This is a genomic window from Bradyrhizobium sp. LA6.8 (genome assembly GCF_040547935.1).
GTDB lineage: Bacteria > Pseudomonadota > Alphaproteobacteria > Rhizobiales > Xanthobacteraceae > Bradyrhizobium > Bradyrhizobium barranii.
Window position 1 is genome coordinate 493,211 of record NZ_JBEPQQ010000002.1, and the last position, 14,863, is coordinate 508,073.

The following is a 14,863-nucleotide window of genomic DNA, read 5'->3' on the forward strand; positions in this document are numbered from 1 at the left end:
TCAATCACAACCGCCTCGGAATACTGGATCGCCCGCTTTCGCGGGCGATGACAGCGAGTTTGGGATTGCTACATCCTCAACAACGCCTGCCGGTCAATCTTCCCCGTCCCCGTCTTCGGCAGCTCGTCGATGAAGATCACCTCGCGCGGATATTTGTAGGGAAGCAGCTTGCCCTTGACGTAATCCTGCAGCCGCCGCGTTGCCTCATTCTGATCGGTCGCGCGGTTGTTCATCACCACCACCGCCTTCAGCGTCATGCGCCGGTCCGGCAGCTCGGCGGCGAACACGGCGCATTCGCGGATGTCGGGGTGGTCGGCGAGGCACAGCTCGACCTCGAGCGGATAGACCCACTGGCCTGAGATCTTGATGAGGTCGTCGGCGCGACCGCGGAAGAAGTGGAAGCCGTCGGCATCGCGCACGAAACGGTCGCCGGTGTAGATCCAGCCGCCCTCGCGGATGGTCTCGGCGGATTTGTCCGGCCGGTTCCAGTACAGCGGCGTGTTGGAATCGCCGCGCACCCACAGGATGCCTTCCTCGTCGTCGGCGACCTCGCGGCCGTCCTTGTCGCGCAGCGCGACCTCGTAGCCGGGCACGCGCAGGCCGGCGGCGCCGAGCTTCTTCTGCGCGGGGCGGTTGGAGAGATAGATGTGCAGCACCTCGGTCGAGCCGAGGCCTTCGACGATTTCGAGGCCGGTGAGCGTCTTCCAGCCGTTGAAGACGTCCGCAGACAAGACCTCGGCCGCCGAGAGCGACATGCGCAGCGACGAGAAGTTGGTCTTGTCTGCCCCCTCCGCCTTTGTCAGTGAGGTGTACAGCGTCGGCAGGCCGAAGAAGACCGTCGGCTTGTATTGCTCGATCGCGGCAAATATCGATGCAGGCTTCGGTTGGCCCGGCAGCAGCAGCGTCGTGGCACCCGCGGAGAACGGGAAGGTGACGGAGTTGCCGAAACCGTAGGCGAAGAAGATCTTCGGCACCGAGAAGCAGATGTCGCCGGGCGTCAGCTTCAACACGTTCTGCGCAAAGGCGGCATCGCTGTAGGCCATGTCGTGCTGGAGATGCACGATGCCCTTGGGCCGGCCGGTCGAGCCGGAGGAGTACATCCAGAACGCCATCTCGTCGCGATGGGTGTCCGCTTCCGCGAGCTCGGCCGGGAACTGCGCGAGCCAGCCTGGTGCCGCGATCGCCGCAGGCGCGGCGTGGCCGCGCGCTTCGCCGTTGACTACGATCAGCGTGCGCAGGCAGGTCGCCGCGCAGGCCTCCGCATCGAAGCGCGTCGCGAATTCGGCATCCGCCACCGCGACCGCGGCGCCGGAATCGGCGAGATAGAATTGCAGCAGGTCCGGCGGCGTCAGCGTGTTGATCAGGAGCGGCACGAAGCCGGCGCGCACCGCGCCGAAGAAGGCGGCCGGATAGGCCGGGGTATCGTCGAGGAACAGCAGCACGCGGTCGCCGCGCTTCAGGCCGAGCGATGCGAAACCGTTGCCCCAGCGGCAAGCTTCCGCGCAAAGCTCGGAATAGCTGCGGGTCCCCGCGGGTCCGATCAGCGCAGGCTTGTCGCCGCGGCCCTTGGCGAGCTGGTCGAACAGCACGCGGCTGGCATTGTAGGTTTGCGGAATGGCAAAGCCGATTTCACGGGCGCCCGGGCCGTCAGCGGGCACCTGGTCGCGGATCTCGCTGCTCATGCGGCATCTCCGCCGTTCTTCTCGGCCTCGTAGCGCGTCATGAAGGCGGGCGACATCGCGCGCAGCCGGGGGTCGTCGATACGGCCGGAGCGGGTGATGTAGCTGTAGGCGAAGTCCATCAGGCCGAGCTGCATGTGCTGGGCGAAGTGCTCGTACCAGAAGGCCGAGGTGCGCGCGGCATTGACGAGCTTCTGCACCACCGGTTTTCGCGCGGCCTGATAACGGTGCAGCGCGGTCGACAGATGCGCATCCGATTCCAGCGCCTTGACCAGCGCAATGGCGTCCTCGATCGCGAGCCGCGTCCCCGAGCCGATGGAGAAATGCGCCGAGTGCAGGGCGTCGCCGAGCAGCACCATGTTCTTGAACGACCAGTGCTCGTTCCAGACCCAGGGAAAGTTGCGCCAGACCGACTTGTTGGAGACCAGGCAGTGGCCGCCCAGCGTGTCGGCAAAGACCTCCTCGCAGACGCCCTTGCACTGCTCGGCATCCTTGTAGGCGAAGCCATAGGCCTGCCATGTCGCGTGGTCGCATTCGACCAGGAAGGTGCTCATGGTCGGGGAGTAGCGATAGTGATGGGCATTGAAGGCGCCGCGGTCCGTCTTCACGAAGGTCTGCGACAGCGTGTCGAAGCGTTTCGAGGTCCCGTACCAGACGAACTTGTTGGAGGAGTAGGACAGCGACGTGCCGAAATCGCCCTCATAGGCGCGCCGCACCAGCGAATTCAGCCCGTCGGCCGCGACGATCAGGTCGTGGCCGTTGAGCTGGTCGATGGCGTGGATCTGCGTGTCGAAGCGCGGCGTGACGCCGGCGTCGAGCGCGCGCTGCTGGAGGAACTGCAGGAGCTCCAGCCTGCCGATCGAGGAGAAGCCGACGCCGTCGATGGCGACGCTGTCGCCGTGAAGGTTCAGCGTGATGTTCTCCCAGCTCTCCATATGCGGCGCGATCGCATCGACCGTTTCGGGGTCGTCGGCGCGCAGGAATTCCAGGGCCTGATCGGAGAACACGACGCCAAAGCCCCAGGTCGCGTCGGCCGGGTTCTGTTCGAACAGGTCGACTTGATCCTCGGGGTGACGCTTTTTCCAGAGATAGGCGAAGTAGAGCCCACCGGGCCCCCCGCCAATCACGGCGATCCGCAACGTCTGCCTCCCTGATTGACAGTATACTTACTATCTAGGGGTACACTAATGTGCTCCGGCCGTCCGCGCCAGCGGAATTATCGAAGGCGGGGCGCGTCGAAGCTTACTCCCGGACACGCGCCAGGCGCGTGTCCGGGGCAGTGACGTTGCGAACCATAGCCAAACCGCGCGAGCTTGGCCATCCGGGGTCAGACGCAGCGCTTCACGTAGACGCCGTTCACCAGCACCCTGGTACAGCGGACCGCGGGAACCGGCTTGCGCACCACGACGGCCGCATTCGGCCCGGCACAGCCGGCGCGGTAGACGCCGCGGGCGCACACCACCGCGTTGGCATCGGTAGACTCAAAGGTCATGCTCGCGCCGAAGGCGAGGAGCGCGGCAGCAATAAGCAGAAATGAACGCATGTCTTTCTCCGGTCTTGTCGTGATCGAAATCGGTTACTTGCAAAGGGTTTGTCGCGGCAGGCGCGCGAAAATTCATTCGCGCGCGGCCGGTCGGTGGCGCGCGCTTGGCGCGCAATCACGCGCCGCTTATCGCGCCGCGAATGGCGCCAGCACTTCCTTGCAGGCGGGCGACAGCGACGCGGCATTGCTGGAGATGCATTGCACGATGCGGCCCCCGCCCGGTGCGACGCCGGCGCAGAGCGTGCGGATGTCGGCACCGCAGGCCGAGCGCACGATGAACAGTTCTTCGCGCGGCCGTAGCGGGCGCAGAACGATCACGGCCGGCGCCGCCGTCGGTGCTGCTGCCGCAGGAGCTGCGCCCGCAGGTGCTGCTGTCGCAGCGCCGCCGCCGCCACCGGTTGCGGCGCTCACCGCCTTCTCGCAGGCCGGCGAAACCCTGGCCTTGTTCTTCTCGAGGCATTCGAGGGCGGGGGCGCCGCCCGGCGGCACGCTGGCGCACACCTTGGGATAATCGGCGCGGCACGCGCTCTTGACCGCGGCAATCTGCGTGCTGCTCGGCTGCTTTGACGCCGCCGCTTTCGGAGCGGCTGCGGCGGCGGGGGCCGCTTCGGTCTTTGCCGGTTCAGATTTGGCGGGTGCAGCTTCAGTCTTCGGCGCCGCAGCGGGCTCGACCGCGCGAACCGCGGTCTGGCATCCCGATGACAGGCTGGACATGTTCTTCTGGAGACATTGATACGCCTCCGCGCCACCGGGCGTGACGCTCGCGCAGTGCGCCATGAAGTCCGAGCGGCATGCGGAACGGATGGCGCTCTTCTGAGCCTCGGTCGGCGCTTGCGCGAATGCGCCTGTTGCAGTTGCGAAGAGCGTTGCCGCCAGCAGCGCGCGACGCGTTGATGCATGTTTCAACGTGTTGAACATTTGGGTAAATTCCCTGCCCTGTCGGTGACGCCGACGATTTTTAAATGTAATGCAAGCAATCATTGCGGGTGATGCCGCGTGCAGCATCATTGGCTGCCTCGGCCTCTACCGCAAGTAGATTATACGGGCGCAATTGCGACGTAACTAGAGCATGATCCGGAAAAGTGCGCCGCGGCTTTCCCTCGCGACAAACGCGGAGCGCGTTGGCGCGGAGATCATGCTCAAACAATACGGCGTCAGAGCTTGACCATGCGCTTGCCGCGGTTCTCTCCCGCCAGCAATCCGATCAGCGCCTTCGGCGTATTCTCCAATCCGTCGATGATGTCCTCCTGCACCTTCAGCTTGCTGGATGCGACCCAGCCCTGGAGGTCGGTGAGCGCGCGCTGGCTCTCCTTCATGTAGTCCATCACGATGAAGCCCTGCATGACGAGCCGCTTCACCACGATCAGGCCGGGCACGCCGCGCGGGCCGTGCGCGGCAGGTGCGCCGTCATATTGCGAGATCGCGCCGCAGCAGGCGATGCGGCCGTAATTGTTCATCTGCGGCAGGCAGGCTTCCAGAATGTCGCCGCCGACATTGTCGAAATAGACGTCGATGCCTTTTGGCGCCGCCGCGCGCAGGGCCTTGAACACCGCGCCGTCCTTGTAGTCGACGGCGGCATCGAAGCCGAGCTCGGAGGTCAGCCAGTTGCACTTGTCTGCGCCGCCGGCGATGCCGACCACGCGACATCCCCTGATCTTGGCGATCTGCCCGACGATCGAGCCGACGGAGCCGGCCGCCGCGGACACCACGACGGTCTCGCCCTCTTTGGGCTTGCCGATCTCCAGCAGGCCGAAATAGGCGGTGAGGCCGGCGATGCCGAACACGCTGAGCAGATGCGTCATCGGTTCGAGCTTCGGCATTTTCGTGAGATGCTTTGCCGGCACCGCGGCAAACTCCTGCCAGCCGGTGTCGCCGAACACGATGTCGCCGGCAGCCAGCCCCGGCGCCTTCGAGCTGACGACCTCAGCGATGCCGCCGCCGGCCATCACGCTGTTGGCCTCGACCGCGGAGCGATAGGTCGCGCCATGCATCCAGGCGCGGTTGGCGGCGTCGAGCGAGATGTAACGCACCTGCAGCAAGGCCTCGCCGTCCTTCGGCTCCGGCATCGCACCCTCGACCATCTTGAAGTGCTCGGCACCGAGCTTGCCGCTGGGCTTTTCGACCAGAAGAATCTGGCGATTGATGCTGCTGCTCATGGCGTTTCCTCTTCGTTTGCTTGACGATTATTGATGCAGCCGCCGCAAAGAAAACGTGCAAGCCGCATTCGTTGTGCGCTGCATGAAGGCTAGATCGCGCCGACCCGTTTCGCAACGGGAACATCAGGCCATCGCGCGAGCACGCCAAGCGTGTTGCGTCGTCGTCATATCTGCGACATCATGAAGCGCCGGTGTAGGTGGGGGTAAGCGATGTCGAACAAGTTTACGCAATACATTCTGGCCGCGATGGTGCTGGGCATCGTCATGGGGGCGGCGATCTTCAACTTCCTGCCCGACACCAGAGCCGAATGGGCTTCCTCCATCAACCTGATCGCCATGATGTTCCTGCGCTTGATCAAGATGATCATCGCGCCGCTGGTGTTTGCGACGCTGGTCGGTGGCATCGCGCATATGGGCAGCGGCTCGCGGCTCGGGCGCATCTTCGCCAAGACCATGGGCTGGTTCGTCAGCGCGTCCTTCGTGTCGCTGCTACTCGGCCTCGTCATGGTCAATCTGCTCCAGCCCGGCGCGAACTTCCCCGGCACGCTGCCGCAGGCGGGGCAATCGACCGGCTTGCCGGTCTCGGCCTTCTCGATCGAAAAATTCCTGACCCATCTGATCCCGACCTCGATCGCCGACGCCATGGCGCAGAACGAGATCCTGCAGATCGTGATCTTCGCCGTGTTCTTCTCGGTGGCGATGGGCTCGATGCCCGAACGGTCGAAGCCGATCCTGGCAATGATCGACGACGTCGCTCACATCATGCTCAAGGTGACGAGCTATGTGATGCTGTTCGCCCCGCTCGCGGTATGGGCCGCCATCACGGCCACTGTCGCCAAGAACGGCCTCGGCGTGCTGTGGAAGCTCATCGTCTTTATGGGTGGCTTCTATCTCGCGCTTGGGATCCTGTGGGTCATCCTGATGATCGTCGGCTTTATGGTGATCGGGCCGCGATACAGCCATCTGCTGAAGCTGATCCGCGAACCCCTGATGATCGCGTTCTCCACCGCGAGCTCGGAAGCGGCCTATCCGAAGACGCTGGAGGGGCTGACCAAGTTCGGCGCGTCGTCGCGGATCTCGAGCTTCGTGCTGCCGCTCGGTTACTCCTTCAATCTCGACGGCACGATGATGTACTGCACCTTCGCGAGCATCTTCATCGCGCAGACCTACCACATCGAGATGTCGCTCGCGACGCAGCTGGCGATGCTCGCGACGTTGATGATCACCTCCAAGGGCGTTGCCGGCGTGCCGCGCGCATCCCTCGTGGTGATCGCCTCGACGCTGTCGCAGTTCGGCATCCCCGAGGCAGGCCTGCTGATGATCATGGGCATTGACACGTTCCTCGACATGGGACGCAGCGCCACCAATGTCATCGGCAATTCGCTCGCGACTGCCGTGGTCGCGAAGTGGGAAGGTGAGCTCGGGCCCGAGCACGAGCTCGGACCCGGCGAAGCGACGACGCCGGACATGGTTCCGGGCGAACTGCCCGCGATGGCCGGCCATTGACGGGAGTGCGTCATGCGCCTTTCAACGGCGATATCGGGTGGCCTGTTGCTGGCGGCGTGCCTGCTGGCAACCGGCGCCTCCGCCCAGACCGGCGGCAGCGAAGGGCTTAGCCCGACGCTGTCGGCCATCAAGAACAGGCATACCGTGCGGCTCGGCTATCGCGAGAGCTCGCCGCCGTTCTCCTTCCTCGACCAGTCGGGCCGTCCGATCGGCTACAGCCTCGAACTCTGCGAGGCCATCGTCGAGGAGATCGGCGTCGAGGTCGACGATCCCGATCTGAAGATCGACTACGTCAAGGTCACCTCGGACGACCGCATCGACGCCGTGCTCCAGAACAAGATCGACCTGGAATGCGGTTCGACCACGGCCAATGCCGAGCGTGGCAAGCGCGTCGCGTTCTCGCCTTTGATATTCGTCGCCGGCACCAAGCTGATGGTGCCGAAGGCATCAAAGGTCCAGTCGCTGACCGACCTGAAGGGCAAGACAATCGTGGTGACGAAGGGCACCACCAACGAGCAGGCGATCCAGGCGGCCGACAAGAAGTTCTCGCTCGGCCTCAACATCGTCACCTCGCCGGATCACGAGCAGTCCTACCAGATGCTCGTCGACGGCAAGGCCGATGCGTTCGCGACCGACGACATCCTGCTCTTCGGCCTGATCGCGCGCCACAAGGCGCAGGACAAGTTCCGCGTCACCGGCGATTACCTGTCCTATGACCCCTACGGCATCATGTTCAGGAAGGGTGAGCCTCAGCTGACGGCGGTGGTCGACCGCACCTTCCGCAAGCTCGGCTCCAATCGTGATCTCGTTCCGCTCTACAACAAATGGTTCACCGCGCGGCTGCCCACCGGCGAACGCCTGAACGTGCCGATCTCCCTGCAGCTGGAGGAAGCGTTCAAGGCGATGGACGACTCGGCCAGCGCGAATAATTGAGCCGCAAGCTCGGTGCACCCTCTCCCCTTGCGGGAGAGGGTGGCTTCGCGAGAGCGAAGCCGGGTGAGGGGTATCTCTCCGCGAGTCCAACTCATATTGAATCTGCGGAGAGATACCCCTCATCCGGCGCTTCGCGCCACCTTCTCCCGCAAGGGGAGAAGGGAAGACGGCGAGTGCTGAGCGCTCAGCCTTTATCCCCAAACACCCGATCCAGCGCCGCGTCATACGTTGCCTGCACCAGCTCCGGATGCAGCTTCGCCAGCGCTTCCATCATCACGCCGGAATTGATCTCGAGCACGCGCCAATCACGGTCGACGCGCACCATGTCAATTGACGCAAAGGCGATGCCGATGGCGCTCGCGGCATCGGTCGCGAGCTTGACACAGGCCGTACGATGCTTGTCGTCCTCCAGCAGCACCGGCTTTGCGCCGGCATCGAGATTGTGTCGCCAATCCGACCCACGCTGCTTGCTGTAGACGACGAGTGGCGCATCATCGAGCAGGATCACGCGCACCTCTTGCTCGATCGCGACATAGGGCGAGATCACGAGTCCGGCGCTCATCGAAAAGACCTCGGCGGCCGCGTGGTCGAGTTCGGCCTCTGTCGTCACCTTGAACACCGAGCGCCCCGATGTCCCCTCGTTCGGCTTCACCACCACGCCTTGCGGATGGTCGTGAAGCAGCTCGAGCATTGCGTCTCGCCAATTGGGGCCAACAACGTTCTTGCCCAGCTTCGGGTTGAGGAAGAGGCGATGCGGAACGCATGGCACGCCCTCAAGCGCCAGCACCTCGGCAGTGGCCGATTTGTCGTTGGCGAGGCGGTGCGCGATGGCGCTGTTGAGGCCGATGTCGTAGCCGAACGCGAAGTGGCGCTTCGCGCGGCTGCGCATCGCGAGCAGCCAGCCGCCGGCACGGACATCGAGCGCGATGCCATGGGTCGCGCAATAGCGCCTGATCGCCTGGACGAAGATCCGCTCGCTGCTTGCCATGTGTTCAGTCGTTCCTGTCGCCAAAAGCCGCAAAAATGCGGGAAACGGCGCCAAACCGGGGTGAAAGTCAGAGCTATTCTTAATGAAATTCTCGCGAGCGCGACGGAAATTAAGTGCTGCGATCAGGCCCCGAAGGGAAAAGAAATTGCCCGCCGCGCATGCCCGGCAGCAGATTCATTAATGATGTGGCCATTTCCGCCGCAAATGCCGGTTTGAGCGGCATCAATTGCATCCGGAACGAGGTTGATTATTGGCCTCAATGGCGTAGATCACACACGCGAAATCCTCCGCCATGGCAATGGTGTCCGCCCCGCTTTTAGGGGCCGGGCAACGCTTTTGCCCTAAAACCGCAATTATTCGGAATATCGAAAATCATGAGCGCGTTTTACCGAGAGAAGGTCCTTTCCGTCCAGCACTGGACCGACACGCTGTTCAGCTTCCGCGCCACGCGCGACACCGGCTTCCGCTTCCAGAATGGCCAGTTCGCCATGATCGGCCTCGAGGTCGACGGCCGTCCGCTGCTGCGCGCCTACAGCATGGCGAGCGCCAACCACGAGGAAGAGCTCGAGTTCTTCTCGATTAAGGTTCAGGACGGTCCGCTGACCTCGCGCCTGCAGAAGATCAAGGAAGGCGACACCATCCTGGTCGGCCGCAAGGCGACCGGCACGCTGATCACCGACAACCTCATTCCCGGCAAGCGGCTGATGCTGCTCTCGACCGGCACCGGTCTTGCACCCTTCGCCAGCCTGATCAAGGACCCCGAGGTCTACGACCAGTTCGACAGCATCGTGCTGGTGCATGGCTGCCGCCAGGTCTCCGAGCTTGCCTATGGCGAGAAGCTGGTTGCTTCCTTGCGCGAGGACGAGCTGTTCGGGGAGCTGCTGGCGGACAAGCTGATCTACTATCCGACCGTGACCCGCGAGCCGTTCAAGAACCGTGGCCGCATCACCGACCTCATCAACTCCGAGCAGATCTTCAACGATATCGGACAGGGCCCGCTCGACATCGAAACCGACCGCATCATGATGTGCGGCAGCCCGGCGATGCTGGAAGAGCTGAAGGTGATGTTCGAAGGCCGCGATTTCATCGAGGGCTCCGGCAATAAGCCCGGCCATTTCGTGATCGAGAAGGCGTTCGTCGAGCGGTAAGCGCCGTTCGGCTTTTGATTGACGCTCCGTAGCCAAAACATCGGTGTCGTCACGGGGCGCGCGACTTGTCCGCCGTAGCTCGAAGAGCGAAGGCGGAAGTGCGAGCCCGGGACCCATAACCACAGGACGTGGTTTGGCGACGGCTAGTGGCTATCAGCTCGCGCCATAACCTCTCCCTGTGGTTATGGGTCCCCGCGTGCGCGGGGACGACAGTTGAGAGTTTGGCTGGCATCTCGCCTCACACTCGCTAGGCCATCCACGTCCCTCACCATCCTCCCCCGACTTTGTTATTGGCGCGTCTCGCGCGCCCCTTGTTATAAGCTCGCGCCAAAATCTCGCCGCGATGTTGCAATGCGAGAGCTGGGGAGCTGCGCAAATCTTGTCCGTGATCGACCATGGTCCGCCGAAACCGACCGCCTTCGTGCTCGCGGGCGGCGGCAGTTTTGGAGCGATTCAGGTCGGCATGATGCATTCACTGGCGCGGCACGGGGTCGTCGCCGATCTCGTCGTCGGCTCCAGCGTCGGCGCGATCAACGGCGCCTATTATGCCGGCGATCCCTCGCTCAAGGGCGTGCTCGGGCTTGAGGCCGTCTGGCGCGGCCTGAAGCGTCATGATGTCTTCCCGGTTACCTGGAAGAGCCTCGCCGGATTCATGTGGCGGCGCGATTTCCTGATTCCCCATGACGGCATCCGCAAGCTGGTCGAGGACCACATCCCCTATCGCAACCTCGAGGATGCCGCGCTTCCGGTGCACATCGTCACCACCGATTTCGTCTCCGGAGAGAGCGTGGTGTTGTCGGAGGGGGCGACGGTGGACGCGATCCTGGCGTCCACTGCGATCCCCGGCGCGTTCTCGCCGGTCTACTACCGCAATCGTTTCCTGGCCGACGGTGCGCTCTCCTCGAACACGCCGGTCCGGGTCGCCATCCAGAAAGGCGCAAAGCGGCTGGTCGTGCTGCCGACCGGACACGCCTGCGCGGTGAAGGACCCGCCGGTGGGCGCGGTTGCCAATGCCCTGCATGCGCTGACGCTGCTGATCGCCCGGCAATTGGTGGCGGAGCTCGAGGGGGTGGCGTCCGACATCGAATATGTCGTGGTGCCGCCGCTCTGTCCGCTGGTGGGATCGCCCTACGATTTTTCGCGGACCGACGACCATATCGAGCGTGCGGTCGCGAGCACCGATGCCTGGCTGGCGCGAGGCGGCCTCGAGCAGCACGGCGTCATTCCGCACGAGGCGCAGCCTCATGGTCACTGATTTGTCATTTCATTTGAATCTATTGCACTGCGAAGCCCGCCGCGGGATGGATTGATTTGCGGCATCCGGATTCGGTAGCCTCAAGGCGGGGTCCGCGTCATAACCATGGACGTGGCGCGGGCGTATCATGCCCTGTCAGACTGACGAGAGGGATGTGGTCGTGGCCAACGATAACAAGACGCAAGCTTCGCCCGAAGGGCTGATGGAAACCCTGCTGCTGCCGTTCTCGCCGCGTTTCATCGTGCTGACCATCTGCGCGGTCGTCACCGCGCTGCTGATCGGCATCGGCCTAGCCGATGGCAAGATCTTCGACATCCTGCTGATCCCGATCGCGATCTTCGGCGCTCTCACGCTGCTCGGCGTCCGCGATCTCATGCAGAAGAGTCACGCGGTGCTGCGCAACTATCCGATCTCGGCGCATATCCGTTTTCTGCTCGAAGAGATACGCCCCGAGATGCGGCAGTATTTCTTCGAGAGCGAGAAGGACGGCATGCCGTTCTCGCGCGATACCCGCTCGCTGGTCTATCAGCGCGCCAAGATGGAGCTCGACAAGCGCCCGTTCGGCACCCAGGAGGACGTCTACCGCGAGGGCTACGAGTGGATGCATCACTCGGTCTCGCCGAAGACGCACGCCGAGGAGAAGTTTCGCGTCACCATCGGCGGCCCCGATTGCGCAAAGCCCTATTCGGCATCGGTGTTCAACATCTCCGCGATGAGCTTCGGCGCGCTCAGCCCGAATGCCGTGCGCGCGCTCAATGCCGGCGCCAGGAAGGGCGGCTTCGCGCATGACACGGGCGAGGGCGGCTTCAGCCCCTACCATCGCGAGATGGGCGGCGACATCATCTGGGAGATCGGCTCCGGCTATTTCGGTTGCCGTCATCTCGACGGCACGTTCGATCCGGAGGCATTCGCCCGCGTCGCGAGCCAGGACCAGATCAAGATGGTCGAGCTCAAGATCAGCCAGGGCGCCAAGCCCGGCCATGGCGGCGTGCTGCCGGCTGCGAAGGTGTCGGAGGAGATCTCAAAAATCCGCGGCGTCACGATGGGCGAGGACTGCATTTCGCCGGCCTCGCACCGCGCCTTCTCCACGCCTGTTGGCATGATGCAGTTCATCGCCGAGATGCGGCGCTTGTCCGGCGGCAAGCCGGCCGGCTTCAAGCTGTGCATCGGTCATCCCTGGGAATTCCTGGCGATCTGCAAGGCGATGCTGGAGACCGGCATCTATCCTGATTTCATCGTCGTCGACGGCAACGAAGGCGGCACCGGCGCGGCGCCGCTGGAGTTCATGGACCATCTGGGCATGCCGATGCGCGAGGGCGTCAATTTCGTCCACAACGCGCTGGTCGGCATCAATGCGCGCGACCGCATCAGGATCGGCGCATCCGGCAAGATCGCGACCGCCTTCGACATGGCGCGGGCGATGGCGATCGGCGCCGACTATTGCAACTCGGCGCGCGGCTTCATGTTCTCGCTGGGCTGCATCCAGTCGCTGAGCTGCCACACCGACCGCTGCCCGACCGGGGTTGCGACGCAGGACCCGACGCGTGCGCGTGCGCTCTACGTGCCGCTCAAGATCGACCGCGTGCATAATTATCACCACGCCACGCTGCACTCGCTCACCGAGCTGATCGCCGCGGCCGGCCTCGAACACCCGCAGCAGCTGCGCCCGATCCACTTCAGCCAGCGGACATCGACCACCCAGGTCCGATCCTTTGCGCAGCTCTATCCGTCGCTGCGTCCGGGCGAGCTGATCGAGGGCACCGAAGATCCGCGCTTCCGTGAAGCCTGGCAAATGGCGCGGGCGGAGACGTTCCAGCCGGCGCCGTAGGGGCCACCGCATGATCCGCCGCATCCCGCGGCGGTAAAAATTCATCGGGGACTGTGGTTGTGTTTTAACGTCTGTGTCAGCTTGGGGTGTAAATTGGCCCCATGGACGAGCGACGCGACAAAGCCAGGCACCGCGTGCTGAAAGCCGGAACCATCGAGTTCGGCGGCGGCGCGATCGACTGCACCGTCCGTAATTTCTCCGACACCGGCGCCGCGCTCGATGTCACCAGTCCGGTCGGTATCCCCGAGCGGTTCACCCTGGTCATCCAGGCCGACGGAACGCATCTCGCCTGCACGGTCGTCTGGCGCAAGGAGAAGCGGATCGGGGTGCGGTTCGGGTGAGCGGTCTGTGTTTGACGCGAGCGCGCACCACAAACTCCGCTGTCGTCCCGGGGCCCGGATCGGCGCGCGCTTAGGGCGCGCTTGTCCGGGACGACGGGTGGAGGGTTGGATGCGCAATCACCCCGTCTCGACCTCACTCAACCGGCCCGCCAGAATCTTGTCGATCCTCCGACCGTCGAGATCGACCACCTCGATATGCCAGCCGGCGAAGTCGAAGGCATCGCCGACATTAGGCAGCACGTTGAACTGTTGCAGCACCAGGCCCGCCACCGTGTTGTAGCGGTGCGGCGGCAGCTCGACGCCGAGCAACTCGCCGAACTCGTCGACCGGCATCCAGCCGGAGACCAGCAGCGAGCCGTCATCGCGCCTGACATAGGCGGGCTCCGGCGGTCCCTCCTCGGAATGGAAGGCGCCGACGATCGATTCCAGAATGTCAGCCGTCGTCACGATACCCTCGAAGGCGCCGTATTCGTCGTAGACCAGGCCGACATGAACCGGAGCGGCTTTCAGGATCGCCAGCACGTCGCGGGCGTCGGCTGATGCCGGAATGCCGGGCGCCTCGCGCACCAGCGCTCGCAGGTCCGGCGTGCGCTCGTTCATGTAGGCAACCAGCAGGTCCTTGGCCTGGAGCACGCCGATCGGCTTGTCGCGATCGCCGTCCGAGACAGGAAAGCGCGAATGCGGGCTCTTCGCGATGGTCGCTTGAATGGCCTCCGGCGCATCGTTCAGATCGATCTCGTTGACCTCCGTGCGCGGCGTCATGATCGCGCCGACCGGCCGGTCGCCGAGCCGCATGACGCCCGCGATCATCTCCTTTTCGCCTGACTCCAGCACGCCCGCGTTCTCGGCTTCGCTGACGAGGTGATGGATCTCGTCCTCCGAGACCTTCTCCTCGGCCTTGCCGCCGCGGCCGAGCAGCGTGAGGATCAGCTTGCCGGAGAGATCGAGCAGGAAGACGAGCGGCAGCGAGATCCGCGCCAGAACGTGCATCGCGGGCGCGACCTTGACCGCAATGCTCTCGGGGTCGCGCAGCGCCACCTGCTTCGGCACCAGCTCGCCGACGATCAGGGTGGCGTAGGTGATGAGCGTGACGACGATGCCGACGCCGACGATGTCGGCGATCCCTGAGGACAGGCCGAGCTCGACCAGCCATTGCGTCAGCCGCTGTCCGAGCGTCGCGCCGGAGAACGCGCCGGAGAGCACGCCGACCAGCGTGATGCCGATCTGCACCGTCGAGAGGAACTTTCCGGGATCGGCCGCCAGCGTCAGCGCCCGCTCGGCGCCGCGCACCCCCTTGGCCGCGAGCAGCGACAGCCGGGCCGGGCGGGACGAGACCACGGCCAGCTCGGACATGGACAACAGGCCGTTAATGACGATCAGGACGACGACGATGATGAGTTCGACGGACAACATTGCGCGCAAGGAAAAGGGATACTTGACCCGGCGAACGCCGGACCAAGCCCCTTATATATGAACTCGATGCACA

13 protein-coding genes are annotated in these 14,863 nt (G+C 64.2%); 6 read left to right on the forward strand and 7 right to left on the reverse strand.

The features are described from left to right. Positions 1–68: 68 nt before the first annotated feature. The 5 genes from ABIA90_RS09450 to ABIA90_RS09470 all read right to left on the reverse strand — a co-directional run bounded on the left by ABIA90_RS09450 (position 69) and on the right by ABIA90_RS09470 (position 5,378). Positions 69–1,682 carry a benzoate-CoA ligase family protein gene (locus ABIA90_RS09450; RefSeq protein ID WP_354118635.1) on the reverse strand — a complete coding sequence of 538 codons (1,614 nt, stop codon included), beginning with the start codon at positions 1,680–1,682 and terminating at the stop codon, positions 69–71. Next, on the reverse strand, positions 1,679–2,818 hold the full coding sequence (locus ABIA90_RS09455; protein WP_063980686.1) for an FAD-dependent monooxygenase: 1,140 nt from the start codon (positions 2,816–2,818) through the stop codon (positions 1,679–1,681). Before ABIA90_RS09455 ends, ABIA90_RS09450 begins: the two co-directional genes overlap by 4 nt. 188 nt (positions 2,819–3,006) lie before the next feature. Then, entirely contained in the window at positions 3,007–3,222 is a 216-nt protein-coding gene (locus ABIA90_RS09460) for a hypothetical protein (RefSeq protein WP_028148322.1), read from the reverse strand. A gap of 126 nt (positions 3,223–3,348) precedes the next feature. Continuing rightward, a complete protein-coding gene (locus ABIA90_RS09465; RefSeq protein ID WP_354118636.1) occupies positions 3,349–4,140 on the reverse strand; it encodes a cysteine rich repeat-containing protein in 792 nt (263 codons plus the stop codon). 236 nt (positions 4,141–4,376) lie between these two features. Continuing rightward, the gene (locus tag ABIA90_RS09470; RefSeq protein WP_354118637.1) at positions 4,377–5,378 is read right to left on the reverse strand and encodes an NADP-dependent oxidoreductase; all 1,002 of its coding nucleotides are present in this window, start codon (positions 5,376–5,378) and stop codon (positions 4,377–4,379) included. A gap of 210 nt (positions 5,379–5,588) precedes the next feature. On the opposite strand from ABIA90_RS09470, the gene ABIA90_RS09475 reads away from it, so the two are divergent. Both ABIA90_RS09475 and ABIA90_RS09480 read left to right on the forward strand, forming a co-directional pair. Then, on the forward strand, positions 5,589–6,884 hold the full coding sequence (locus ABIA90_RS09475; protein ID WP_166074360.1) for a dicarboxylate/amino acid:cation symporter: 1,296 nt from the start codon (positions 5,589–5,591) through the stop codon (positions 6,882–6,884). A 12-nt stretch (positions 6,885–6,896) separates the two neighbouring features. Further along, entirely contained in the window at positions 6,897–7,817 is a 921-nt protein-coding gene (locus ABIA90_RS09480) for an amino acid ABC transporter substrate-binding protein (protein WP_354118638.1), read from the forward strand. A 184-nt stretch (positions 7,818–8,001) separates the two neighbouring features. On the opposite strand, the gene ABIA90_RS09485 is transcribed toward ABIA90_RS09480, so the two are convergent. Further along, positions 8,002–8,805: an ATP-grasp domain-containing protein gene (locus ABIA90_RS09485; protein WP_354118639.1), complete on the reverse strand. Its 804-nt coding sequence runs from the start codon at positions 8,803–8,805 to the stop codon at positions 8,002–8,004. Between the two features lie 374 nt (positions 8,806–9,179). Between ABIA90_RS09485 and ABIA90_RS09490 the strand changes: the two genes are divergently transcribed. The 4 genes from ABIA90_RS09490 (at position 9,180) to ABIA90_RS09505 (ending at position 13,377) form a co-directional block, all read left to right on the forward strand. Then, positions 9,180–9,953: a ferredoxin--NADP reductase gene (locus ABIA90_RS09490; protein WP_014490313.1), complete on the forward strand. Its 774-nt coding sequence runs from the start codon at positions 9,180–9,182 to the stop codon at positions 9,951–9,953. Positions 9,954–10,296: 343 nt separating this feature from the next. Beyond that, positions 10,297–11,208 (forward strand): patatin-like phospholipase family protein, encoded by a 912-nt coding sequence (locus ABIA90_RS09495; protein ID WP_502916631.1) that lies wholly within the window; start codon positions 10,297–10,299, stop codon positions 11,206–11,208. Between the two features lie 202 nt (positions 11,209–11,410). Then, on the forward strand, positions 11,411–13,036 hold the full coding sequence (locus ABIA90_RS09500) for an FMN-binding glutamate synthase family protein (RefSeq protein ID WP_354118873.1): 1,626 nt from the start codon (positions 11,411–11,413) through the stop codon (positions 13,034–13,036). A 101-nt stretch (positions 13,037–13,137) separates the two neighbouring features. Beyond that, the gene (locus tag ABIA90_RS09505; RefSeq protein ID WP_028159962.1) at positions 13,138–13,377 is read left to right on the forward strand and encodes a PilZ domain-containing protein; all 240 of its coding nucleotides are present in this window, start codon (positions 13,138–13,140) and stop codon (positions 13,375–13,377) included. A 117-nt stretch (positions 13,378–13,494) separates the two neighbouring features. Here the strand turns inward: ABIA90_RS09505 and ABIA90_RS09510 are convergent, their stop codons facing one another. Continuing rightward, on the reverse strand, positions 13,495–14,790 hold the full coding sequence (locus ABIA90_RS09510; RefSeq protein ID WP_166353460.1) for a hemolysin family protein: 1,296 nt from the start codon (positions 14,788–14,790) through the stop codon (positions 13,495–13,497). Positions 14,791–14,863: the final 73 nt, after the last annotated feature.